General features: G+C 71.8%; 22 protein-coding genes, 1 tRNA gene and 2 pseudogenes. 13 read left to right on the plus strand and 12 right to left on the minus strand.

The genetic code is table 11. From position 1 onward, the window contains the following. Positions 1-122: 122 nt before the first annotated feature. Positions 123-662, plus strand: a complete 540-nt coding sequence (locus tag H7A72_RS07110) for a PH domain-containing protein (RefSeq protein ID WP_185222097.1) — start codon at positions 123-125, stop codon at positions 660-662. A 45-nt stretch (positions 663-707) separates the two neighbouring features. On the opposite strand, the gene H7A72_RS07115 is transcribed toward H7A72_RS07110, so the two are convergent. Then, on the minus strand, positions 708-1562 hold the full coding sequence (locus tag H7A72_RS07115; RefSeq protein WP_185222098.1) for a helix-turn-helix domain-containing protein: 855 nt from the start codon (positions 1560-1562) through the stop codon (positions 708-710). Positions 1563-1810: 248 nt separating this feature from the next. On the opposite strand from H7A72_RS07115, the gene H7A72_RS07120 reads away from it, so the two are divergent. From H7A72_RS07120 to H7A72_RS07140, 5 genes are all read left to right on the plus strand, one after another. After that, on the plus strand, positions 1811-2215 hold the full coding sequence (locus H7A72_RS07120) for an MmcQ/YjbR family DNA-binding protein (RefSeq protein ID WP_185222099.1): 405 nt from the start codon (positions 1811-1813) through the stop codon (positions 2213-2215). 21 nt (positions 2216-2236) lie between these two features. Continuing rightward, positions 2237-3259, plus strand: a complete 1023-nt coding sequence (locus H7A72_RS07125; RefSeq protein ID WP_185222100.1) for a chorismate-binding protein — start codon at positions 2237-2239, stop codon at positions 3257-3259. Continuing rightward, entirely contained in the window at positions 3256-4104 is an 849-nt protein-coding gene (locus H7A72_RS07130) for an aminotransferase class IV (protein WP_185222101.1), read from the plus strand. The genes H7A72_RS07125 and H7A72_RS07130 overlap by 4 nt, the downstream gene beginning before the upstream one ends. Before the next feature lie 26 nt (positions 4105-4130). Next, positions 4131-4682 (plus strand): PGPGW domain-containing protein, encoded by a 552-nt coding sequence (locus tag H7A72_RS07135; RefSeq protein WP_185222102.1) that lies wholly within the window; start codon positions 4131-4133, stop codon positions 4680-4682. Positions 4683-4861: 179 nt separating this feature from the next. Beyond that, positions 4862-4938, plus strand: a tRNA-Val gene (locus H7A72_RS07140). A 423-nt stretch (positions 4939-5361) separates the two neighbouring features. Here H7A72_RS07140 and H7A72_RS07145 read toward each other — a convergent pair. The 4 genes from H7A72_RS07145 to H7A72_RS07160 all read right to left on the minus strand — a co-directional run bounded on the left by H7A72_RS07145 (position 5362) and on the right by H7A72_RS07160 (position 7464). After that, complete coding sequence (locus H7A72_RS07145) at positions 5362-5565, minus strand: transposase (protein ID WP_185222103.1); 204 nt, start codon at positions 5563-5565, stop codon at positions 5362-5364. A 117-nt stretch (positions 5566-5682) separates the two neighbouring features. Next, positions 5683-6318: a DNA-3-methyladenine glycosylase I gene (locus tag H7A72_RS07150; protein WP_223277823.1), complete on the minus strand. Its 636-nt coding sequence runs from the start codon at positions 6316-6318 to the stop codon at positions 5683-5685. Positions 6319-6385: 67 nt separating this feature from the next. Further along, complete coding sequence (locus tag H7A72_RS07155) at positions 6386-6973, minus strand: methylated-DNA--[protein]-cysteine S-methyltransferase (RefSeq protein ID WP_185222104.1); 588 nt, start codon at positions 6971-6973, stop codon at positions 6386-6388. After that, complete coding sequence (locus tag H7A72_RS07160) at positions 6970-7464, minus strand: RNA polymerase sigma factor (protein ID WP_185222105.1); 495 nt, start codon at positions 7462-7464, stop codon at positions 6970-6972. The genes H7A72_RS07155 and H7A72_RS07160 overlap by 4 nt, the downstream gene beginning before the upstream one ends. Positions 7465-7530: 66 nt before the next feature. Here H7A72_RS07160 and H7A72_RS07165 point away from each other — a divergent pair, with 66 nt between their 5' ends. Further along, a complete protein-coding gene (locus H7A72_RS07165) occupies positions 7531-8667 on the plus strand; it encodes a class I SAM-dependent methyltransferase (RefSeq protein WP_185222106.1) in 1137 nt (378 codons plus the stop codon). Here the strand turns inward: H7A72_RS07165 and H7A72_RS16885 are convergent. From H7A72_RS16885 to H7A72_RS07175, 3 genes are all read right to left on the minus strand, one after another. Further along, a complete protein-coding gene (locus H7A72_RS16885) occupies positions 8643-8777 on the minus strand; it encodes a hypothetical protein (RefSeq protein WP_255494287.1) in 135 nt (44 codons plus the stop codon). The two genes, H7A72_RS07165 and H7A72_RS16885, sit on opposite strands and share 25 nt — an antisense overlap. A gap of 144 nt (positions 8778-8921) precedes the next feature. After that, on the minus strand, positions 8922-9071 hold the full coding sequence (locus tag H7A72_RS07170; RefSeq protein ID WP_185222107.1) for a hypothetical protein: 150 nt from the start codon (positions 9069-9071) through the stop codon (positions 8922-8924). Then, complete coding sequence (locus H7A72_RS07175) at positions 9068-10186, minus strand: cysteine desulfurase family protein (protein ID WP_185222108.1); 1119 nt, start codon at positions 10184-10186, stop codon at positions 9068-9070. The genes H7A72_RS07170 and H7A72_RS07175 overlap by 4 nt, the downstream gene beginning before the upstream one ends. A gap of 64 nt (positions 10187-10250) precedes the next feature. Between H7A72_RS07175 and H7A72_RS07180 the strand changes: the two genes are divergently transcribed. From H7A72_RS07180 to H7A72_RS07190, 3 genes are all read left to right on the plus strand, one after another. Then, a complete protein-coding gene (locus tag H7A72_RS07180) occupies positions 10251-11093 on the plus strand; it encodes a PhzF family phenazine biosynthesis protein (RefSeq protein WP_185222109.1) in 843 nt (280 codons plus the stop codon). Positions 11094-11108: 15 nt separating this feature from the next. Beyond that, the gene (locus H7A72_RS07185; RefSeq protein ID WP_068316049.1) at positions 11109-11342 is read left to right on the plus strand and encodes a superinfection immunity protein; all 234 of its coding nucleotides are present in this window, start codon (positions 11109-11111) and stop codon (positions 11340-11342) included. Between the two features lie 195 nt (positions 11343-11537). Beyond that, positions 11538-13223, plus strand: coding sequence for an ABC-F family ATP-binding cassette domain-containing protein (locus H7A72_RS07190; RefSeq protein WP_185222110.1), 1686 nt, complete (start codon positions 11538-11540; stop codon positions 13221-13223). Positions 13224-13251: 28 nt separating this feature from the next. Here H7A72_RS07190 and H7A72_RS07195 read toward each other — a convergent pair whose 3' ends face one another. The 4 genes from H7A72_RS07195 to H7A72_RS07210 all read right to left on the minus strand — a co-directional run bounded on the left by H7A72_RS07195 (position 13252) and on the right by H7A72_RS07210 (position 18966). Then, positions 13252-15186 carry an acyl-CoA dehydrogenase gene (locus H7A72_RS07195; RefSeq protein ID WP_223277824.1) on the minus strand — a complete coding sequence of 645 codons (1935 nt, stop codon included), beginning with the start codon at positions 15184-15186 and terminating at the stop codon, positions 13252-13254. A 318-nt stretch (positions 15187-15504) separates the two neighbouring features. Then, entirely contained in the window at positions 15505-16923 is a 1419-nt protein-coding gene (locus H7A72_RS07200) for an MFS transporter (protein ID WP_185222112.1), read from the minus strand. Continuing rightward, positions 16920-18272: a M20/M25/M40 family metallo-hydrolase gene (locus tag H7A72_RS07205; RefSeq protein ID WP_185222113.1), complete on the minus strand. Its 1353-nt coding sequence runs from the start codon at positions 18270-18272 to the stop codon at positions 16920-16922. Before H7A72_RS07205 ends, H7A72_RS07200 begins: the two co-directional genes overlap by 4 nt. A gap of 10 nt (positions 18273-18282) precedes the next feature. Beyond that, the gene (locus H7A72_RS07210; RefSeq protein WP_185222114.1) at positions 18283-18966 is read right to left on the minus strand and encodes a TetR/AcrR family transcriptional regulator; all 684 of its coding nucleotides are present in this window, start codon (positions 18964-18966) and stop codon (positions 18283-18285) included. Between the two features lie 124 nt (positions 18967-19090). On the opposite strand from H7A72_RS07210, the pseudogene H7A72_RS07215 reads away from it, so the two are divergent. The 3 genes and pseudogenes from H7A72_RS07215 to H7A72_RS07225 all read left to right on the plus strand — a co-directional run bounded on the left by H7A72_RS07215 (position 19091) and on the right by H7A72_RS07225 (position 22599). Then, positions 19091-20381, plus strand: a pseudogene (locus tag H7A72_RS07215) (acetyl-CoA C-acetyltransferase). A 131-nt stretch (positions 20382-20512) separates the two neighbouring features. Next, positions 20513-21754: pseudogene (locus H7A72_RS07220) on the plus strand (3-oxoacyl-ACP reductase); the annotation flags it as partial. Beyond that, positions 21754-22599, plus strand: a complete 846-nt coding sequence (locus tag H7A72_RS07225) for a MaoC/PaaZ C-terminal domain-containing protein (protein WP_084452733.1) — start codon at positions 21754-21756, stop codon at positions 22597-22599. The pseudogene H7A72_RS07220 and the gene H7A72_RS07225, both read left to right, overlap by 1 nt. Positions 22600-22649 lie beyond the last annotated feature (50 nt).

A 22649-nucleotide genomic window follows, 5' to 3' on the forward strand; every position in this document is an offset into this window, starting at 1 on the left:
GACCCGAGAAACTGCCCCTTCGCATGGGTTTCAAACTCTTGCGAAGGGGCAGTTGCTCTTGCTGAGCTGTCCTCGTCAGCCGCAACCGGCCCCGTCCGCCTCGGCGGTGGCAGGATGCGCCCATGGCCCTCAAGGACAAGCACCTCGCCGACGGCGAGGAGATCCGGCTCGACCTGCGCACCCACTGGAAGGCCCTCGTCGGGCCACTGCTGATCCTCGTCCTCCTCGTCGCCTTCGTGGCGGCGGCCGCGGTGCTCAGCCGCGACAGCGACCAGGGCACGTGGATCGTGCTCGCCGTCGCCGTGCTCGCCCTGGCGCTGGCCGTGCCCGGGGTCCTCGTCCCTGTCTGGCGGTGGAACTCCACGCGTTATGTCTTCACCAACCGTCGGGTGAGCAACCGCTACGGCCTGCTGACCAAGAGGGGGCGCGACATCCCGCTCTATCGGATCAACGACGTCGCCATCGAAAAGGGTCTGCTCGACCGCATGCTCGGCTGCGGCACGCTCGTCATCTCCGACGCGACGGACAAGGCCGGCATGGAGCTGCACGACGTGCCCCGGGTCGAGGAGGTGCAGGTCGAGCTGCAGAACCTGCTCTTCTCCGCCGACGACGGCAGCGACGACGGCGAGTGGCCACCCACGGAGCCGCGCCGCCGACGGTGACCGGGCCGTGGGTCCGGCGCCCGCCGGCCCGACCTACTCGCCGGCTCACCACTGCCAGGTGAAGCCGAAGGCGCCCGGGCCGGCGTCCTCGAGGACGATCGACGCCCGACGGTCGTCGTCGAGGGTCACGGCCCCGCCGAGGACCAGCTGACCCCCGGGTGGGCACTCGACCCTCGTGATCGCGGCCGGTGGAACCTCGAACTCCACCGACACGACGACCGACCGGGCCGTGTGGGGCGGACCCCAGACGAAGCCGTCGCTGTCACCCAGGTCGGCGTCCGGTGCCACCTCGTCGATGATCTGGTAGGCGTAGGCGTGCATCTCCCCCTTCGCCAGACGGCGGGGGAGACCCACCTCGAAGACGACGACATTGCTGTCGGGGAAGTCCTGCCGGCCCAGCAGGGTGCACCCGAGCAGCGGGACGAAGCGCATGTCGGCCGCGCACGTCGTCTCGTCGCCGCCCTGGACGCTGAAGACCCGCTCGAGGCCGTCCTCGACGGCGGCGATGGAGGTCTGGCACCTGGTGCGGGTGATGCGGCGGTTGGCCGCGACGCTCGTGCGCCACACCTGGCTGATGACGCGGTAGGTGCCCAGCGAGAGGCGGGTCAGGGCGTCGATCTGCTCGAGCTCGCTGAGCCCGGGGTCGAGGAGCTCCTCGAAGGTGATGAGCCGCTCGGTCGCCCAGGCGTGCATGAACTCGGTCTGCTCCTGGGGCGTGAGGCCGAGCGCGACCGCGATCTGCTGCAGCGTGGCGATCTGCGGGGTGAGGATCTCACCGCGCTCGAGGCCACGGATGGTCCGCACGCTCACCCCTGAGCGGTCGCTGAGGGCGCCCTGGGTCAGGCCCTCCTCGCGGCGGACCCGACGTAGCCACGCGCCTCCCCGTGCTGCCCGACTCATGGTCCAAGGGTGCACCAGCGGCGGCTCCGGTGGGGCGCAGACCACACCCCCCGGCATGTCGAAGGGGGCCGCTCCCGGCGTCGGGAACGGCCCCCTTCGACGATCTCCCCCCGGAGCGATGTACTTGTGCGTACCCAACGGTAAGTCTGTGGCCGCGGTGGACTCCAGTGATGGCGGCAAGGTTGCCGCTGGATTGCCGCTTGTGCGGACCGCCACGGGGTAGGAGGGCCGGGCCTACTGTGGAGCGCATGGCGCATCCCCTGATGTTCGACGACGACGATCCGCTGCTGGCGCGCGTCCGCGGGCTGGCCCTCGCCCTGCCCGGCAGCGACGAAAAGGTCAGCCACGGGCACCCCGCCTTCTTCACGACCAAGGTCTTCGCCTACTACGGCGGTTCGATCAAGGTCGACGGGCAGTACGAGCAGCACGGCACCTCGCTCGTCGTCCAGCCGGACGAGGAGGAGGCCCGCGCGCTCCTGCAGGACCCCCGCTGCTACCGGCCGGCCTACCTCGGGCCGAGCGGCTGGGTCGGTCTCGACCTCGACGACGGCACCGACTGGGACGAGGTCGCCGAGCTGCTCGAGATCTCCTACCGGCGTACCGCCGGCACGCGGCTCGTCGTCTCCCTCGACGCGGAGCGCGAAGCCGACTGACCCGCCGCCTATCCTCGTCGCGTGGAGTTCGCGCGCTTCGGGTCGGCGACGTGGTGGGACCCGGTCGAGGTCAGCCACGACCCGGCCGACCTCGAGCGTGGCCGGTGGGCCGTCGTCGTGACCTTCGAGGGCGAGCTGACCGCCGTGCGCTTCGCGCGTCGGGACGAAGGGGTGAGCGCCCCCGGTGACGAGGCCCGCTGGCCGGCGGTCACGGACTGGAGCCCGTCGCTCGACCGAGCCACCTACGTCGCAGGGGTCGAGGAGGTCCGCCGCCGCATCGCGGCCGGCACGGTCTACCAGGTCAACCTCACGACGGTGCTCTCGGCGCCGCTGCCCGACGACGCCCGGCTGCCCGATCTCGCCGCGCGGCTCGCGGCCGGCAACCCCGCCCCCTTCGCCGGGGTCGTGCACGTGCCCTCCGCCGGCGTCGACGTCGTCACGGCCTCGCCCGAGCGCTACCTGACCCGCACGGGGGACCGGATCGTGTCGAGCCCGATCAAGGGGACCGCGCCGACGGTCGAGCAGATGCTCACCAAGGACGTCGCGGAGAACGTCATGATCGTCGACCTCGTCCGCAATGACCTGCAGCACGTGTGTGCTCCCGGCAGCGTCGTCGTCGAGCGGCTCTGCGGGCCGGAGGAGCACCCCGGGCTGGTGCACTTCGTGAGCGATGTCGCCGGCGACCTGCGGTCCGGCACGACGTGGGCGGAGGTGCTCGACGCGAGCTTCCCGCCCGGGTCGGTGAGTGGGGCCCCGAAGTCGAGCGCCCTCACCGCCATCGCCGACATCGAGCCGGTGCCGCGCGGTCCCTACTGCGGTGCGGTGGGCTGGGTCGACGCCGATCATCCTGACGGTCCGCGCGGGGAACTCGCCGTGGGGATCCGCACGTTCTGGACTGCGACGGACCCCGACGGGGTGCGTCGGCTGCGCTTCGGCACCGGGGCGGGCATCACATGGGCATCCGACCCGGAGGGGGAATGGCGTGAGTGCGAGCTCAAGGCCCGTGTCCTCGTCGGGCTGGCATCTGGAAGAGTGGTGACATGAGCAACGAGGTACGCGTCTGGGTCGACGGGGCGCTCGTCGCGGCGGACCAGCCGGCGCTTGCCGCCCTCGACCACGGGGTCACCGTGGGCGACGGCGCCTTCGAGACGTGCAAGATCGTCGACGGGCAGGTCTTCGCGGCCGACCGGCACTACGCCCGTCTCGGCCGCACCCTCGCCGGGCTGGGCCTGCCGCCCGCCGACCGCGGGGTCATCGAGGAGGGTGTCGCCGCGGTCCTCGGGGCCGGCCCCACGATCGGTTTCGGCCGGCTTCGCTACACGATCACCGCGGGTCTGGGGCCGCTCGGTTCCGACCGGGGCGACAGCGGCATGACCTACATCGTCACCGCGGCGGAGGTTCCCCCCTTCGCCCCCAGCGTGGCGGTGGCCACCGTGCCGTGGACGCGCAACGAGCGCGCCGCGACGGCGGGGCTCAAGACGACCTCCTACGCCGACAACGTCATCGCACTCGCGCACGCCAAGGCCCGCGGGGCGTCGGAGGCGATCTTCGGCAACAACCGCGACGAGCTGTGCGAGGCGACCGGCAGCAACATCTTCGTCGTCGTCGACGGCGTGGTGCGCACTCCCGCACTGAGCAGCGCCCCCCTGGCCGGCATCACCCGTGAGCTGACCATCGAGTGGGCCCGCGCCGCCGGCATCGAGGTCGTCGAGGAGGCCCTGCCGATGTCCGTCCTCGAGACCTGCGACGAGGCCTTTCTCACCGGCACCACCCGCGACGTGCACCCGGTCCACCGGGTCGACGATCGTGAGCTGCCGGCGCCCGGCCCCGTGACCACCCGCGTCCAGCAGGCCTGGGCCGCGGCGTCCGCGACCGAGATCAACCCCTGACCGGAGTGGAGACCATGGCGGGGGACGTGAACACGACCAGCGAGACGGCTGGTCAGGGCAAGGACGCATCGGGGGCCCGACGGGCCTACCGTGACGTGCGCCGCGAGCAGCACGCGATCGTGCGTCAGGAGCTGCTGGACCGCTTCGGCGAGGACGGCCGGATCGACGCGCACGAGGACCCGATCCGCTGGCGACGGGCGCTGCGCACCCATCCGGTCATCGGGCCGGTCTACCGGGTCGTCATCGCGACGCTCGGCCTGCTGCTCATCATCGCCGGCATCCCGATGGTCCCGCTCGTGGGGCCGGGGTGGGCGGTGATCTTCGTCGGCCTCTTCCTGTGGAGCACGGAGTTCATCTGGGCCCGTCGCGTGACGCAGTTCGTCAAGGCCGAGGTCAAGGCCTTCGAGCAGTACACGCGCGCCCTGCCGTGGAAGGCGAAGATCCCGATGCTGCTGCTCTCGGCGGCCTTCGGCTGGTTCTGCTTCTACCTCGCGCTGCTCGTCACCGGGGTCCCCGGATGGCTGCCCGAGCAGGTCCTCGACCTGCTGCTGCAGGTCCCGGGCCTGCACCTGGCCTGAGTCGATCCCTGCCCTTCGAGACAATCGCCCGCTTCGCGGACTCTTTCCTCAGGACCCGGAGGCCGCCCGCGGCCGTCTCGAAGGGAGCGACACGCCGCGGGACCGATTGGCACCGAAGGGAGCCCGCCGGGTACTCTGCTCAGGTTGCCCGGCCGGGACGCTGGCTCGGGGAGCACCACGGACGTATAGCTCAGTTGGTTAGAGCGTTCGCTTCACACGCGAAAGGTCAGGGGTTCGAGTCCCTTTACGTCCACCAAAGGTTCATTGTTCGAACCCAGGACATGCGCGTCGCCGAGAGTCGCAGGCTCTCGATGGGGCGCATGTCCTGTTTTCGTGGTTTGTGACCTTTGCTCGTGGACCCATCGCACTCCCGTCTCCAGAGCCTCGAAAAACGGCGTGTAGGCGCCGCGGGCGCTTGGCTCGTTGGCGTACTCCTCGATCCTGATGTAGATCCTGCTCCACCACACTTGGTTGTAGGTGCGCCGTGTGGCGTCGGTAGCTCCCGTGTACACAGCGCCGCAGCTCTCGACCAACCTCATCGTCCCGGTGAGGGGGCGCCCTGGTCGGCCAGCTCACGGACGAGCGGGAACATCATTTTCCCGGCAGGATCGCCTGCGACAAGTACGCCGCCGCCCGCCGCAGCACCTCATTCTCATGCTCCAGCAACCGGTTACGACGCTTAAGCACGCAGCTCGGCGGCCTGCTCGCTCGTGACGGCCGGCGCGTTACCGTCTTCGACATCGGCCGGCTTGAGCCAGTTGGTCAGGCAGGACTCGCTGATCCCGAAGTCAGCAGCGATCTGCTTCAACTGCTGACCCGGCTGCCGATTCCTCGCGACCCGGACCACGTCATCACGAAACTCTTTGGGGTAGGGCTTAGGCACGGTGAACATCCTTCCAGCAGCGCCCCTCGGCACCACAGATCAGATGTCACCTATCCGTGCAGCAGTCCCAAGGCCCGAGATTCTGCCCGCAGGTCTCGGGCCTTCGTCATGCGTGCCTCAGCCGGGCCAGACGGCCGAGGTGCCGCGCCGGTGGGACCCGAGCAGGTGGGTGTCGACGATCCCGACCGCCTCCATCAGCGCATACATCGTCGTCGGCCCCACGAAGGCGAAGCCCTCCTTGCGCAGCGCCTTGGACAGCGCGAGCGACTCGGCGGACTTCGTCGGGACCTCGTCGAAGGTCCGCGGGGTCGGTGTCTCCGAGGGCTGGAAGGACCAGACGAAGGGAGCGAGCCCGCCCTTGTCCCGCAGCCGGATGGTGGCCTGGGCGTTGGTGATGGTGGCGTGAATCTTGGCGCGGTTGCGCACGATGCCCGCGTCGGCCATGAGCCGCTCGACGTCGTCGTCCCCGTAGCGGGCGACGACGTCCGGGTCGAAGCCGTCGAAGGCCGACCGGAAGGCCGGACGCTTGCGCAGGATCGTCGCCCACGACAGGCCGGCCTGGAAGGCCTCGAGGCTGATGCGCTCGTACATGCCCTGCTCGTCGCGGACGGGCATGCCCCACTCGGTGTCGTAGTACTCGCGCATCATCGGGTCGACGCTCGCCCAGACCGGGCGGGCCAGACCGTCGTCGCCGACGACGATGCCGGGGTCGTCGGCGGGGCTCGAGTCGTCGGTGGGAGCGGGTGCCTTCACGCGTGCATCCTTCGGTGGGCATCGGGTGGCACGACCATGTCTACCGCTCCGGCTTCACGGGCGTCGCTCACGCCGCGCGCTCCAGCTCCAGCAGGGTCCGCTTGGCGTCGAGACCGCCGAGGTAGCCGCCCATGCTGCCGTCGGTGCGTAGCACGCGGTGGCAGGGCACGACGACCGGGAGCGGGTTGGTCGCGCACGCCGTGCCGACCGCGCGGACCGCCCGGGGGTTGCCCACGGTCTCGGCGACCTCCGTGTAGGTCTGCGTGTGCCCGTAGCCGATGTGCGGCAGGTAGCGCTGCACCACCTGGCGAAAGCCCGAGGAGAGCGCGAGGTCCAGAGGCAGGTCGAAGGCCCGTCGCGTGCCAGCGAAGTACTCGTCGAGCTCGGCGGCGGCCGTGTCCAGCCGTCGCGGCGCCTGCAGCACCCGGGGGCTGACCCGGGTCGCGAGCGACTCGAGCACCGTGTCGAAGCCCTCGCGCTCGAAGGCGACGCGGACGAGGCCCGTCTCGGTGGCGGCCAGCAGCAGCGGGCCGACGGGGGAGTCGATCGTGCGGTAGGCGATGTCGAGCAGGGTCAGCTCGTCGGCACGCTCGGCCAGGCGCGCGCGCAGGTCGGCCATGGCGCCGGGCTCGATGGGGAAGGTCGTGGGGTTCATCGTGGTGCTCCTGTCGCGTCCTCGCCGGAGTGCTGTCGTCTCAGGCTCCTGATGCCGTCGGAGGCGGCCCGGCGCACGGCCTCCGGCGTGCCGCCGATGATCTCGGCCGTCTCGGCGTGCGGCAGGCCGCCGAGGTAGTGGTAGGCGACCGCCAGGCGCTGCCGCTCCGGCAGGGCCGCCACGGACGACCACACGCGGTGCGCATCGTCACCGGGGTTGCCCCGCCGCGACACCCGCTCGGGGAGCTGGTCGGTGGGCACGGCGTGCCGGGCACGCGCCCTCGTGACGTCGATCGCCTTGCGCTGCGAGACGCGCACCAGCCAGGCCTCGACATTGGTCGCCTCGGGCAGGTCGGGCCAGGCGGTGAGCGCGGCCACGAACGTCTCGGACCACGCGTCGTCGGCGTCCGGGCCGGGCCCGAGGACGGCGCGGCAGACCCGCAGCACGGTCTCACCGTGCTGCTCGACGGCCTGCTCGAAGGGAATCTTCATCGTCATCGCACGGTAGTCGCGCCGGCCCCGCCGGATGTGAGGTCCCGACCGTAGACTCGCCGCACCATGGAGACCATCCGCTGGGTCGACCGCGACCGTGACCACGAGGCCGAGTGGCACTCCGAGAGCGGGGCGCCCGTCCCGGAGCGAGTCGTCGTCGCCGACGACACGATGACCGCCGACGCGGCGATGCGGCTCGCCTCCCGCGGTACCGCGATCCTCTGGCGCGGTGACTACCACAACGCCCGTCAGCTGCTGAAGGCCATGGACCGCCGCATCGAGCGCCGCGCGTCGCGACGGCAGCGGGGCGAGGTGACCTTCGCCGGGCACCGGGCCGAGCGCACCCAGCGGGCCACCCTCTTGGCGCACCTCGTCGTCGAGCTGGGGCCCGATCGGTCCCTCGACCTGCGGCGGGCCCCCGACGTGCGCGAAGCCTGCTGGGCCGCCTACGGCCCCGGTACCGGCCCCATGGTGGTTGCCCTGAGCGAGCTCCTCGGCGTCATCGGTGCCCACCAGTGGCAGACGAAGGGGGTGCACGTCCCGGCGCTCGGGGCGAGCATCCACCCGGCCTACGGCGTCTTCTCCCCGGTCCGCGGCGAGTACATCGACCTCGTGGCCAATGCGCCTCTGGCGCAGCCGGTCCCGCGCACCGCCTTCGACCTCGGCACCGGCACGGGAGTGCTCGCCGTCGTCCTGGCCCAGCGGGGCGTCGAGCGGGTCGTCGCCACCGACATCAACCCGCGGGCCGTGGCCTGTGCCCGTGACAACGCCCAGCGGCTGGGCGTCGGCGACCGGGTCGAGGCCGTCGAGGCGGACCTCTACCCGGACGGTCGGGCCGACCTCGTCGTGTGCAACCCGCCGTGGCTGCCCGGGGAGCCGACCTCGGACCTCGAGGCGGGCATCTACGACCCAGGCTCGGACATGCTGCGGCGCTTCCTCTCCGGCCTGGCCGAGCACCTCGAGCCGGGCGGCGAAGGCTGGTTGGTCATCTCCGACCTCGCCGAGCACCTCGGCCTGCGGGCCCGCGAAGAGCTGCTGGGGCTCATCGACGATGCGGGGCTCGAGGTCGTCGACCGGCTCGAGACGGTGCCCCGACACCAGCGGGCGAGCGACGCCAAGGACTCCCTGCACGCCGCCCGGCGCGCCGAGGTCACGTCACTGTGGCGGCTGACGGTCGCTCAGGGACGCCAGTCGGCCCGGTAGCCGGGCATCTCGTCGCGCGCCGCGCTGACGAAACCGCCCGGCTCGAGCGGTCCTGTGGACGCCGACCACCAGGCCAGGTGCTGGGGCACCCCGTGGGCGACGAGGGCCACCCGCAGCTCCTGCGCGATCTCCTCCGCGTGGCGTGAGGCGAAGAGGACGAAGCCGTCACCCGGAGCAGGAGGTGGTGGATCGAGCGGTAGTGGGTAGTGGATCTGGTGGCTCCCCGATCCGGTGGATGGCGATGCCGTGGGCGTTCAGGCCCAGGCCCACCGTTCCCGGCCGCCCTCGGAGAGGAGAGCCGCACAAGGGGCGAAGCTGACGACGACCGCGACCGCGATGTCGAAGGGGGCCGGCGTCATGCGGTAGGACCGCACCACCGGGCCAAGCCATGCGGGCGCGCTCATCCGCCGAGTCCCCGGGCCAGTGCGGTGGCTGCGGACTCGACGTCCGCAATGCTCGTCGACCGGCCGAGGGAGAGGCGGAGCGCACCGAGCGCGGTGTCGGCGTCGAGTCCCATGGCGAGCAGGGCGGCGTTGGGGGAGTGCACGCCCGCGTGGCAGGCGCTGCCGGTCGAGGCTGACACGTCGCCGACCGCCTCGAGGACGTGCGCACCGACGCGGCCCGGCAGGGCAACCATCAGGGTGTTGGGCAGACAGGCCTGCTCGGGCGACACCCGCACCAGTCCCGGCACGGCACGGGCGAGCTTGTCCCACAACGCCTCTCGTAGGGCGGACTGGCGTTCGACCTCGGTCGCGAGCATCTTCGCGGCCAGTTCGGCGGCCACGCCGAGGCCCACGATCAGCGCGACGTTCTCCGTCCCCGGCCGCAGGCCACCCTCCTGCCCGGCACCGAGGACGACCGGCGCGACGCGGGTGCCGGGCCGCACGTAGAGGGCACCGACCCCCTTCGGTCCATAGAGCTTGTGTCCCGCGATCGAGAGCAGGTCGACCCCGAGATCGTCGACGTCGACCGGGATCTTGCTGACAGCCTGGGCCGCGTCGGCGTGGACCAGACCACCCAGCCGGTGGACCCGCTCGGCGAAGTCGGGCACGGGCTGGAGCGCGCCGGTCTCGTTGTGCGCGAGGATCAGCGTGCCGAGACCGACTGCGCCGGAGGGCATCTCGTCCAGCACGACCCGGCACGCGCCGTCGACCGGCAGCTCGTGCACCCGCCAGCCGTGGTGCTCCAGCAGGTGCGCCAGGGGCGCAGCCGTCGCAGGGTGCTCGACGCACGAGGTGACGGCCACGCGGGTCGCGAGGTGCCGAGCGGCGCCCCGGATCGCGATGTTGTTGGCCTCTGTCCCACCCGAGGTGAAGACGATCTCGTCCGGCTCGGCACCGACGAGTGCCGCGACCTGCTCGCGGGCGTGGTCGACCGCCGCCCGAGCACGCCGACCCTGCACCGAGGCGCTCGACGGGTTGCCGAAGTCCCCGGTGAGGTGCGGCCACACGGCCTCGGCGACCTCGCGGGCGACCGGCGTCGTCGCGTTGTGGTCGAGGTACACGGAGTCGGCGCTCATGCCCCCATGATGTCGAGCACCGCCCGGCCGGGGAGGATGGGGGCACCCCGACGAGAGGACTGCGATGCTCCGCTCCCGTGCCTTCACCCAGGTCGACGTCTTCGGGACCCGGCCGTACGCCGGCAACCCGCTCGCCGTCATCCTCGACGCCGAGGGCGTCGACGACGCAGCGATGCAGGACGTCGCGCGCTGGACCAACCTGTCCGAGACGACCTTCGTCCTGCCGCCGACGACGCCCGAGGCCGACTACCGGGTGCGCATCATGACCCCCGGCGGCGAGCTCCCCTTCGCCGGTCACCCGACGCTCGGGACCGCGCACGCCTGGCTGGCCCACGGCGGCACCCCACGACAGAGCGACCGCGTCGTCCAGGAGTGCGGCGCGGGTCTCGTCGACGTCCACCGCTCCGGGAGCGAGCTGGCCTTCACGGCACCGCCCCTCGTGCGCACCGGTCCGCTCGACGACACCGACCTCGACCGTCTCGTCGGCGCGCTGGGCGTCGACCGCGCCGACGTCGTCGCCCACCAGTGGGTCGACAACGGCCCGGGTTGGGCCGCGGTGCGCCTCCCTTCGGCCGAGCACGTGCGCGACCTACGGCCGGACTGGTCCCAGGCACCCGATGCCAAGGTCGGCGTCATCGGCTGGCACGAGGAGGGCGGCGAGCACCTCTACGAGACGCGGGCCTTCGTCCCCGGTCTCGGCGTCGGTGAGGACCCGGTGACCGGCAGCCTCAACGCCGGCATCGCCCAGTGGCTCGCGGGCGAAGGGGAGGTCCCGCGCCGCTGGACCGTCACCCAGGGCGGCTGCATCGGGCGCGCCGGCGTGCTGGCCCTGACCGCCGACGAGGGCGGCGAGGTGCGGGTCGGTGGTGCGGTCACCTCGCTCGTGGAGGGCACGATCAGGCTCTGACCCTAGGCTGGGGTCATGGCACGCATCGTCACCGACCAGAAGACCCGAGTCGTCAGCGCCCCGGTGGCGATCATCGTCGCCATCGTCACCGCCGGCTACATGCTCCCGTGGGCCATCGCAGCCGTGCGCGGGAACCGCAACGCGTGGTCGGTCTTCTGGGTCAACCTGCTCCTCGGCTGGACCGTCATCGGCTGGATCATCGCGCTCGTCATGTCGATCAAGGAGCACCGCATCCTCGAGGTGCGCTGACCCTTCGAGACGGCCGCGGGCGGCCTCCTCAGGGACCGGGGCGACGGCCGCGGGCGGCCTCCTCAGGGACCGGGGCGACGGCCGCGGGCGGCCTCCTCAGGGACCGGGGCGACGGCCGCGGGCGGCCTCCTCAGGGAGCGTGAGGTGCGGATATCCGCTTGGTGACACCGGGCGGATCGGGGAGGATCCCCCTTCGTGGGACATGTCGACGTCGCCGGTGTCAGGTACGAGCTCTCCGACGGGCGCGTGCTGCTCGACGAGGTCTCCTTCCGCGTCGGTGAGGGCGCCAAGGTCGCGCTCGTCGGGGCCAACGGCGCCGGCAAGACGACGCTGCTGCGCATCGTCACCGGCGAGCTGACCCCGCACGCGGGATCCGTCGCCCGCACCGGTGGGCTCGGGATCATGCGCCAGCACGTCGGCGCCGGGCTGGGGGATCGACCCACCGTCGCCGACCTGCTGATGTCGGTCTCCCCGCAGGCGGTTCGGGATGCGGCGGCCGAGGTCGACCGGCTCGAGCTGGCCCTCATGGAGACCGAGGACGAGCGCACCCAGATGCGCTACGCCACGGCCCTCAGCGACTACGCGGACGCCGGTGGCTACGACCAGGAGGTCGTCTGGGACGTGTGCACGACGGCCGCGCTGGGTGTCCCCTTCGAGCGGTGCAAGTACCGCGAGCTGAGCACGCTCTCCGGCGGCGAGCAGAAGCGGCTCGTCCTCGAGTACCTGCTGCGCGGACCCGACGAGGTGCTGCTGCTCGACGAGCCCGACAACTACCTCGACGTGCCGGGCAAGATCTGGATGGAGGAGCAGATCCGCGCCTCCGACAAGACGATCCTCTTCATCAGCCACGACCGCGAGCTGCTCGCCAACACCGCCACCCGTGTCGTCACCGTCGAGCTCGGCAGCGCGGGCAACCGCGTGTGGACCCACCCCGGCGGGTTCGGGACATACCACGAGGCGCGGCAGGAGCGCTTCGCGCGCTTCGAGGAGCTGCGCAAGCGGTGGGACGAGGAGCACGCCAAGCTCAAGGCCCTGGTGCTCATGTACAAGCAGAAGGCCAAGTACAACTCCGACATGGCCACGCGCTACCAGTCGGCGCGGACCCGGCTGGAGCGCTTCGAGGCCGACGGCCCGCCGACCGAGCAACCGCGCGAGCAGAAGGTGACCATGCGGCTGCACGGAGGGCGCACCGGCAAGCGCGCGGTCGTCTGCGAGCGGCTCGAGCTCACCGGCCTCATGCAGCCCTTCGACCTCGAGGTCTGGTACGGCGAGCGGGTCGCGGTGCTCGGCTCCAACGGCTCGGGCAAGTCGCACTTCCTGCGGCTGCTCGCCGCCGGTGGCAGCGACCCCGAGGTGGACAACCTGCCCGTCGGCGAGGCCGTCATCGCGCCCGTCGCACACACCGGCCGTGCCCGGCTGGGAGCGCGGGTGCGCCCGGGCTGGTTCGTCCAGACCCACGAGCACCCCGAGCTCATCGGCCGCACCCTGCTGCAGATCCTGCACCGCGGCGACGACCACCGCTCGGGTCTGGGCCGCGAGGCCGCGAGCCGGGTCCTCGACCGCTACGAGCTCGCCCACGCGGGGGAGCAGACCTTCGAGTCGCTCTCGGGCGGGCAGCAGGCGCGCTTCCAGATCCTGCTGCTCGAGCTCTCCGGAGCGACGCTCCTCCTGCTCGACGAGCCGACCGACAACCTCGACGTCGAGTCCGCCGAGGCCCTCGAGGAGGGGCTGGACGCCTTCGAGGGCACCGTCCTCGCCGTGACCCACGACCGGTGGTTCGCCCGCGGCTTCGACCGCTTCCTCGTCTACGGGGCCGACGGGCGGGTCCGGGAGACCGACGGTCCCGTCTGGGACGAAGGGAGAGTCGCCCGCACCCGGTGACCTCCTGCCCAGCGGTGGCCGGTCCGGCCTAGAAGCTCGCCAGGTCCGCCATCATCTCCGTGGTCAGCCAGTGGTCGGGGATGCCGAAGCCACCGACGAGCGTCGCCGCGTGGGGCCGCAGCTCCCCGCACAGCTCGTTGACGCGCGCGACGACCCCCTTCGACTGGCTGGCACTCAGCCGACCGTGCTCGATGAACCACGCGCGGTTGGCCTCGACCGTGCTGAAGACGAAGAGGTCGCACACGAGGTTGAGCAGATCGCGACCGGGCCCGTCGGGGGCCTCCTCGATCGCAGTGACGAAGGCCTCGAGCGCGATCCGGTCGATGTGCGCCCGGGCCGACTCGAGCAGGTGGTCCTGGGCCTCGTTGAAGACCCGGAAGGAGTCGGCGCCCTCCTCGCCGGCGCGGCGCAGGCGCATCGCGAGCGTCTCGGTCAGGTGCGACTCGCGGTCCTCGAAGACGGCGAGCTGACCGCCGCGGTCCTCGAGGGCGTTGTCGCCGTCCTTGCCCGGGGCGCCGGAGATCAGTCGCTGGATGATCGACCCGCCGATCGTGTGCTCGATGACCGAGGTCGTCACCTGGCGGGCACCGAAGAGGATCGCGCCGCGGGTGTCGAGCTCCTGGAAGTCGCTCCTGTAGTCGGTCAGCATGCCCTTGGCGAGCAGCTGCAGCAGCACCGTGTTGTCGCCCTCGAAGGTCGCGAAGACGTCGGTGTCGGCCTTGAGGTCGGCGAAGCGGTTGAGCGCCATGTAGCCGGCACCGCCGCACGCCTCCCGGCAGGCCTGGATCGTGTCGTTGGCGTGCTCGGTCGTGATCGCCTTGAGCCCGGCGGCGCGCGCTTCGAGCTCGCGCTGCGAGGACTCGTCGGTGATCGCGCCGGTGCTGATGTCGGCGAGCTTGCCGGTCAGGGCGTTCTGCGCGAGGGCCAGCGCGTAGGACCTCGCGAGCCGGGGCAAAAGCTTGCGCTGGTGGGCCCGGTAGTCCATGACGACGACCTCGTGCTCGCCGTCGGGGTAGGTGAACTGCGTGCGCTGGAGGCCGTAGCGCACCGCGAGGGTGAGGGCGCTGCGGGTGGCCGCACCGGCGCCGGCGGCGACCGTCACCCGGCCGCGCACGAGCGTGCCGAGCATGGTGAAGAAGCGCCGGTTGACGCTCTCGATGGGCGAGGAGTAGCGGCCCTGGTCGTCGATGTCGCCGTACTTGTTGAGCAGGTTGGCGCGGGGGACGCGCACCTGGTCGAACATCAGCCGGCCGTTGTCGACGCCCTTGAGGCCGAGCTTGGTCCCGCAGTCGCCGATCGTCACGCCGGGCATCGGCTGGCCCGATTCGTCGCGCAGGGGGACGAGGACGCAGTGCACGCCGTGCTGCTCCTCGCCGACGACGAGCTGGGCGAAGACCGCGGCGAGCCGGGCGTCGCGGGCCGCGCCGCCGATGTAGTCCTTGCGGGCAGCGGGCGAAGGGGAGTGCACGACCAGCTCGTCGGTCTCGGGGTCGTAGGTGGCCATGGTGAGGATCGACTGCACATCGGAGCCGTGGCCGGTCTCGGTCATCGCGAAGCACCCGGGCAGCGACAGGTCGGCCATGCCGGGCAGGTACTCGCGGTGGTGGCGCTCGGTGCCGAGGTTGGCGATGGCCCCACCGAAGAGGCCGAACTGCACGCCCGCCTTGACGAAGACCGACAGGTCCCCGTGGCCGATCATCTCCAGCCCGGTGACCGAGGCCCCGACGTCACCCGTGCCACCGAGCTCGACCGGCAGGGTCGCCCGGACGAGCTCGCTGTCGGTGAGGGCGGTGACGAGCTCCAGGGTGCGCGCCCGGTGCTGCTCGAGGTCGAGCCGCAGGTCGGGCTCGGCCACGGGGAAGCGCGGGTCCGCTCGCAGCTGCTGACGGATCGCCTCCCACCGACCGTCGAGGACGGCGCGGATCTGTTCGGCGACGGGGTCCTTGGTCTGCTCGGCGCTCATGCTGCGCATGCTCGCAGATCCCCGGTCGCCGCGGGCGTGGGGGACGGTGGCGACCGCGTCACGCGGCCGCCACCGCGAGCCCCGTCAGACGTCTCTGCGTAGCCGCTCGACCTGCATTGCCGTAGGGCAATGCAGCCTCGGGGTGGCTCAGACCTCGACGGGTGGCGGCCGGGCCTTCGGAGTCAAAGACGTCCGGCGTCTTCAGGCACGCGAGACGTCTTTGACCCGCCGGATCGGCGACGCGGGCGAAGGGGGGGGAGGGCGCGCGGTGGTCGTGGGTGTGCGCATTGCCGTAGGGCAATGCGGCCTCGGGGTGGCTCAGACCTCGACGGGCTCGAGCTCGCGGTCCGTCGCGGGCAGGCGGGAGAGGGCGATCGCGGCGAGCAGGGCGGAGCCGGCGCAGATGCCCCACACCGTGAGGTAGCCCGAGAGCGGTGCGTGCCCCTCCGTCGGGTCGGAGATGCTGCCGGTGGACGCCAGGGCCACGGCGAAGAGCGCCGAGGCCAGGCACCCGCCGACGGTCTTGGTCGCATTGGTCAGGCCCGCCGCCTCGGCCGTGCCCCCGTGCGTCGAGGCCGCGGCCGCGGCGGCCGGGAGCGAGGCGACGAGGGCCCCCGATCCCAGGCCGGCGATGCCCATGGCGAGCATCGCGTGCGCCAGCGCGTCGTGCAGCGGGATGAAGGTCGCGTAGCCGACGGCGACGAGCACGGCGGCCCCGACGAGCATGCCCCGCACCCCGAGACGACGGGCGGCGAAGGGGGACAGCAGCGCCCCGACGGCCATCGCGACGACGTAGAGGCCGATGAGGTTGGCGATCGCGGCGGCGTCGACGCCCAGTCCGTAGCCCACCTCCGCGGGGTCGGTCCGGGCGAAGGTCGACAGGGGGATCTGCGCGCCCAGGACGCTCATGCCGAAGAGGGCCGCGGCCAGCTGCACCGGCCACATCGTCGGGGCGGCGAGGGCACGCACGTCGAGGAGCGGCGAGCTGCTCGACATCTCGACGCGGACGAAGAGCCACATCACGGCGCAGCCGAGGGCCACGAGCAGCCAGGCCGGGGGACTGCCCAGGCCCTGCAGGCGCAGCACGACGAGCCCACCCAGGACGAGCAGCAGCCCAGTGCTCAGCAGCGCGGTGCCGACGAGGTCGAGGCGGCCGGTGGCCGGAGCCGACTCGTCGCGCACTCCGAGGAGGATGGCCACCAGGGCGATCGTCGTCGCGGCGGCGGGCACGGCGAGCAGTGCGGTCATGCCGAGGACCGGCTGGAGCGCACCGGCCCCCAGCGCGCCGGCGATGACGCCGACCTCGAGTGCCATGACGAGGAGGGCGGCGCCGCGCCTGACGAGCGCCGGGCGGTCGGGGTGCTCGCAAGAGCGCTCGTGGAGGATCGCGATCTCCATGGGGAGCCAGACGGTGTAGGCACCCTGGATCGCCCAGCCCACGAGGAAGGTCCAGAAGCCGGGGGCCAGGGCCACGACCCACCCGCCGACGGCGGTGATCATCGTCGCGACGACGAGCACCCGACGGTGACCGTGCAGGTCGCCCAGCCGGGAGAGCACGGGCACGGCCAGTGCCGCGACGATGAGCTGGGCGGCCTCGAACCAGTTGACGTCGCCGTCGGCGATGCGGAGGTGGTCGGCGATGTCGCTGTAGATCGGCGTGTAGTAGCCCTGCAGGATGCCGGAGGCGATCTCGACGGCGGCGAGGAAGCCGACGATCCGCCAGATCGTCGGGCTCACCGCTCGCCCGCCAGGCCGTCGAGCAGCGCGCGGTACCACCGGATCCCGTCGAGGAAGTCCTCGACCGCCAGGCGCTCGTCGTAGGAGTGGATCGCCTCGCGCTGGGCGGCACTCATCCGGAAGGGCGCGAAGCGGTAGACCCGCTCGCAGATCGTCGTGAAGTGGCGCGCGTCCGTCGCGGCGTACATGACGTAGGGCACCGGCACCGCCTCGGCGAAGACCTCGGTGATCGTCCGCTCGAGGAGGGCGAAGGCGGGGTCGTCGACCGGCGAGAGCGGGCTCGGCTCGTGCGCGTCGGCCACCTCGACGTCGATGTCGGACCCGACGACCCGCCGGATCCGGTCGGTGGCGTCCGCCGTGGTCTCGCCGACGGCGATGCGCAGGTTGAGCCCGGCGACGACGGAGGTCGGGCTGACGTTGATCGCCGGGGACCCGGTGAGCGTCGTGACCGCCACGGTCGTGCGGGCCAGTGCGGCGGCCTCGGGGCCGGCGGCGACGAGCAGCCGGGCGAGGGCGCCGGGGAAGCGGTCGGCCCGCTCGACGACCGGTCGCAGGGGGCGCGGCAGGTGGGGCGCGAGACGCCGGAGCATCTCGAGCGTCGCGGGGGAGACGTGGGCGGGGAAGGGATGGCGCTCCAGCCGGGTGATCGCCGTGGCGACGCGGGCGGCGGGACCCCCCTTCGCCGGTCGCGAAGCGTGACCGCCGCGGCCGCTGGCCGTGAGCCGAAGGGAAAGCACCCCCTTCTCCGAAACGCCCACGACCCCGAGGGGCCGCGTGACCCCGGGGAAGGCCTCGGAGGCGACGGCTCCGCCCTCGTCGAGGACGAACCAGGGGCGTATGCCCCGCTCGCGCAGCGTCTCCACGGCACGACGGGCGCTGCTGCCCATGACCTCCTCGTCGCTGCCGAAGGAGAGCCACACATCGCGGGCGGGGCGCTGCCCGTCGGCCAGGACGGACTCGACGGCAGCGATGACGGCGACGAGCTGGCCCTTGTCGTCGAGGGTCCCTCTGCCCCAGATGACGCCGTCGACGACCTCGGCCGCCAGCGGCGGGTGCGTCCACAGGCTCTCGTCGCCGAGCGGGACCACGTCCATGTGGGCCATGAGGACGACGGGGTCGGCGGTGGCCGTCGGCGAGGTCGGGTCGGCGGGCACCCGGATGAGCAGCGCGTGCGGCGGGACGTCGATGACCTCGCCCACCTCATGGGTCAGGGGGAAGTGCTCGCGCAGGCGGGAGTGCAGCTCGACGAAGGGAGCGGGGTCGGTCGTCTCCGGGTCCGCGGAGGCCACGGTCGGCAGCCGCAGGATCTCGCGCAGTGCCGTGACGGGAGCCGCGTCGATGGGGTCCATGGGCGCGACCCTACGCGTCGGTAGGCTGCTTCCAGGCGATCTTCAGACCCGACCAGGCCAGGTCGGTCAGCTGGGCGGTGACCTCCTCGCGGGAGACCTCGCCCGCGGTGCCTGCGAGCCACGCGTCGGCGCCGGCTCGCACCAGGCCGACCATCGACTGGCCCCACAGCATCGCGGGGGCCGGGTCGTTGCCGCGCTCGACGAGGGCGGCGGCCACGAGGTCGCTGATCTGACCCGCCATCCGACCCGTGGCGCTGGCGGCGACCTCGGCGGCGTTGCCGCCGGTCGAGGTGCCGACGATCGGCGCGGAGACGATGAAGCGGTAGACCTCGGGGTCGCGCTCGACGAGCTGGAGGTAGGCGTCGATCGCGGCGTGGATCACCGAGCGCGGGTCGACGTCGAGCGCGTCGAGCCCGGAGCCGAACCCGCCCGTCCGGCGACCGAGGACCTTGCCGATGTCACGCAGGATGAGCTCGTCGACCCGGGCGGCGACGGCCTGGTAGAGGCCGCGTCGGTCGGTGAAGTGCCGGTAGAAGACCGTCTTGGAGGTGCCGGCGTCGGAGGCGAGCTCGTCCATGCCGACGGTGGCGCCCCGGCTGCGGATGGTGCGGATCGCCGACTCGACGAGCGCCTTGCGACGCTCCTGACGATGCACCTCCCAGCGGGCGCTGCGGCCGTCGGTGGTGTCACTCACAAGGCGGGACGGTATCAGGGACGAGGGGTACCTGCTACCGTCCGTATCGCATAAAGTCAGTGGTGGGAGAGGCGGCGCACGACGCCGTCCCCGACTGACACCAACACGACCCAGGAGACCTGTGGTGGCTAACAACCTGCCGCGTCGCGCCGCCGTCCTCGGTGGCAACCGCATCCCCTTCGCCCGCCAGTTCGCCGCGTACGCCGAGGCGTCCAACCAGGACATGTTCACCGCCGCCCTGGACGGGCTCGTCGCCCGCTACAACCTCGGTGGCAAGCACATCGACGAGGTTGCCGGTGGTGCGGTCATCAAGCACTCCCGCGACTTCAACCTCGTCCGCGAGGCCGTCCTCGGCTCGGCCCTCGCGCCGACAACCTCCGCCTACGACCTGCAGCAGGCCTGCGGCACCGGCCTCGAGACCGCGATCCTCGTGTCCAACAAGATCAAGCTGGGCCAGATCGAGTCCGGCATCGCCGGTGGCGTCGACACCGCCTCCGACGCCCCGATCACCGTCACCGAGTCGCTGCGCAAGAAGCTGCTCAAGGTCAACCGGGCCAAGGGCGCCAAGGCGCAGGCCCTGGCGCTCACCAAGATCCGCCCGACGGACCTCGGCATCGCCACCCCGGCCAACGTCGAGCCGCGCACCGGCCTGTCGATGGGTGACCACATGGCCATCACGGCCAAGAAGTGGGGCATCACCCGCGAGGCGCAGGACGAGCTCGCCATGAAGAGCCACCACAACCTCGCCCGCTCCTACGACGAGGGCTTCCAGGACGACCTCGTCACGAGCTTCATGGGTCTGTCCAAGGACCAGAACATGCGGGCCGACTCCTCGATGGAAAAGCTCGCCAAGCTCAAGCCGGTCTTCGGCAAGGGCGACGACGCGACGATGACCGCCGGCAACTCGACGCCGCTCACCGACGGCGCGTCCGTGGTGCTGCTCGGCTCCGAGGAGTGGGCCGCGGAGCAGGGCCTCACCCCGCTCGCGTGGTTCGTCGACGGCCAGGCCGCCGCGGTCGACTACGTCCACGGTGCCGAGGGCCTGCTCATGGCCCCCGCCTATGCCATCCCGCGCATGCTCGAGCGCAACGGCCTGACGCTGCAGGACTTCGACTACTACGAGATCCACGAGGCCCTTCGCCGCGACGGTGCTCTCCACGCTCGCCGCGTGGGAGGACGAGGACTTCTGCCGCGAGAAGCTCGGCCTGGACGCCCCGCTCGGGTCCATCGACCGCGACAAGCTCAACGTCAACGGCTCCTCGCTCGCCGCTGGTCACCCCTTCGCCGCCACCGGTGGCCGCATCGTCGCCGCGCTGGCCAAGATGCTGCACGCCAAGGGCCCGGGCAGCCGTGGCCTGATCTCCATCTGCGCCGCCGGTGGACAGGGCGTCGTGGCCATCCTCGAGGGCGCCTGAGCCTTCCCCGCACCGACTCAAGGAGAACACCCACATGGGATTCGAGTACGGCAAGTTCGTCAGCTCCGGTCTGGGCAAAGCAGATCGCCAACACCCTCGGCCTGCCCCGTCCGACCAAGCTGCGTCGCCACAAGGCCGGCGCCCCGCTCATCGGCGGCGCGGTCCTGCTCGCCGGGCACGGTGACGCCCCGGTCGCCGCTCTGCTCACCGAGGCCCTGCAGGCCGACGGCGTGCAGATCGCGACCTCTCCGTCGACCTCGGTCGCCGGTGTTGTCGTGGACATGACCCAGGCCCGCACCCCCGCGGACCTGGAGACCCTGCGCGGCATCCTCGCCCCGGCGCTGAAGACCCTGGCCCCCACCGGCCGGGTCATCGTCATCGGCCGTCCGGTCGCGGACACCGACGACGTCGCCGAGGCCGCGGCCCGCCGCGCGCTCGAGGGCATCGTGCGCTCGGTCGGCAAGGAGATGCGTGCCGGCGGCACGGCCAACATGGTCTACGTCGCCGAGGGTGCCGATGCCAACGCCGAGGCGACCGTCCGCTTCTTCCTCTCCGGCCGCTCGGCCTACGTCTCGGCGCAGGTCGTGCACGTCGGCGAGGCCGTCGGCGACATCGTTGTGCCCGAGAGCTGGGACGCCCCGCTCGAGGGCAAGGTCGCGGTCGTCACCGGCGCTGCGCGCGGCATCGGTGCCGCGATCGCCGAGGTCCTCAGCCGTGACGGCGCGACCGTCGTGTGCGTCGACATCCCCGCAGCCGGCGGCCCGCTGGCCGAGGTGGCCAACCGCATCGGTGGCTCTGCCCTGCAGGTCGACGTCACCGCCGAGGACGCGGGGGCCAAGATCGTCGAGCACGCGAGCCGGTTGCACGGTGGCTTCGACATCGTCGTGCACAACGCGGGCATCACCCGCGACAAGCTGCTCGTCAACACCGACGCCGACCGCTGGGGCTCGGTGCTCAACGTCAACCTGCTGTCGATCCTCAAGATGAACGAGGCGCTCGTGCCCGCCATCAACGAGGGCGGCCACATCGTCAACGTCGCCTCGATCGCCGGCATCGCCGGCAACCGCGGTCAGGCCAACTACGCGGCGAGCAAGGCCGGCGTCATCGGCATGACCTCGAGCCTGGCCAAGGACCGGCAGGTCCTCGCCAAGGGTGTGACGGTCAACGCCGTCGCCCCCGGCTTCATCGAGACCGAGATGACGGCCAAGATCCCGCTCGCGACGCGCGAGATCGGCCGCCTGACCAACTCCCTGTCGCAGGGTGGTCTGCCGGTCGACGTCGCCGAGACGATCGGCTGGTTCGCGTGGGACAGCAACCGCGCCGTCACGGGCAACACCGTGCGCGTGTGCGGTCAGATGCTGCTGGGCGCCTGATGGCCGTCACGACCGTCAAGAGCATCCCGGCGCTCGGGCCGATCTACGCCAAGGCGGCGCTGCCGGGCAAGGGCGGCGGTTCGTCGCTGCCCGACACCCGGCTGCGCCTGGAGGGCCACGAGATCGACCGGTCCGATTTGCTCGAGTACCAGCGCATCTGCGGCTTCAACAACAGCGACGTGCTGCCGCACACCTACCCGCACGTCGTCGGCTTCCCGCTGCAGATGCAGCTGATGTCGGGCAAGGGCTTCCCCCTGCCGCTCATGGGCCTGGTCCACGTCGAGAACGTCATCACGGTGCACCGTGAGGTCCGCTTCGACGAGGCCCTGGACATCACCGTCTCCGCCGACAACCTGCGGGCTCACCCCAAGGGCAAGGTCGTCGACCTCGTCACCGAGGTCGACGTCGCCGGCGAGCGTGTCTGGGAGGGTCGCTCGACCTACCTGGCCCGAGGCAAGGGTGACGCCGAGGCGGACCGGGGTGCGCAGCCCCCTTCGATCCCCACGGGCCAGGCCGCCGCGAAGTGGTCGCTGCCCGGCGACCTCGGTCGCACCTACGGGCTCGTGTCGGGTGACATCAACCCGATCCACATGAGCGCCGTGACGGCGAAGGCCATGGGCTTCCCCAAGGCGATCGCCCACGGCATGTGGACCTACGCACGGGTCCTCGGCGCCATCGGGCCGCGCACCAGCGGTCCGTGCACGAGCCACGTGTGGTTCAAGAAGCCGGTGCTGCTGCCGGCCAAGGTCGACTTCGTCATCGACACCACCGGCGAGGAGGTCGTCGCGGGACTGCGCAGCACGCGCAAGCCCGAGACGGAGCACCTCGTGCTCACCCTGGCCTGACCGCCGAGGTCACGACGGCCCGTGTCCCGCAGGGGGGACACGGGCCGTCG

Source organism: Janibacter sp. YB324 (assembly GCF_014217915.1).
GTDB lineage: Bacteria > Actinomycetota > Actinomycetes > Actinomycetales > Dermatophilaceae > Janibacter > Janibacter indicus.

Coding starts and splice junctions, on each gene's coding strand:
- H7A72_RS07110 (WP_185222097.1), top strand. CDS start 123: ATGGCCCTCAAGGACAAGCACCTCGCCGACGGCGAGGAGATCCGGCTC.
- H7A72_RS07115 (WP_185222098.1), bottom strand. CDS start 1,562: ATGAGTCGGGCAGCACGGGGAGGCGCGTGGCTACGTCGGGTCCGCCGC.
- H7A72_RS07120 (WP_185222099.1), top strand. CDS start 1,811: ATGGCGCATCCCCTGATGTTCGACGACGACGATCCGCTGCTGGCGCGC.
- H7A72_RS07130 (WP_185222101.1), top strand. CDS start 3,256: ATGAGCAACGAGGTACGCGTCTGGGTCGACGGGGCGCTCGTCGCGGCG.
- H7A72_RS07155 (WP_185222104.1), bottom strand. CDS start 6,973: ATGAACCCCACGACCTTCCCCATCGAGCCCGGCGCCATGGCCGACCTG.
- H7A72_RS07160 (WP_185222105.1), bottom strand. CDS start 7,464: ATGAAGATTCCCTTCGAGCAGGCCGTCGAGCAGCACGGTGAGACCGTG.
- H7A72_RS07165 (WP_185222106.1), top strand. CDS start 7,531: ATGGAGACCATCCGCTGGGTCGACCGCGACCGTGACCACGAGGCCGAG.
- H7A72_RS07170 (WP_185222107.1), bottom strand. CDS start 9,071: ATGAGCGCGCCCGCATGGCTTGGCCCGGTGGTGCGGTCCTACCGCATG.
- H7A72_RS07175 (WP_185222108.1), bottom strand. CDS start 10,186: ATGAGCGCCGACTCCGTGTACCTCGACCACAACGCGACGACGCCGGTC.
- H7A72_RS07180 (WP_185222109.1), top strand. CDS start 10,251: ATGCTCCGCTCCCGTGCCTTCACCCAGGTCGACGTCTTCGGGACCCGG.
- H7A72_RS07185 (WP_068316049.1), top strand. CDS start 11,109: ATGGCACGCATCGTCACCGACCAGAAGACCCGAGTCGTCAGCGCCCCG.
- H7A72_RS07195 (WP_223277824.1), bottom strand. CDS start 15,186: ATGAGCGCCGAGCAGACCAAGGACCCCGTCGCCGAACAGATCCGCGCC.
- H7A72_RS07205 (WP_185222113.1), bottom strand. CDS start 18,272: ATGGACCCCATCGACGCGGCTCCCGTCACGGCACTGCGCGAGATCCTG.
- H7A72_RS07225 (WP_084452733.1), top strand. CDS start 21,754: ATGGCCGTCACGACCGTCAAGAGCATCCCGGCGCTCGGGCCGATCTAC.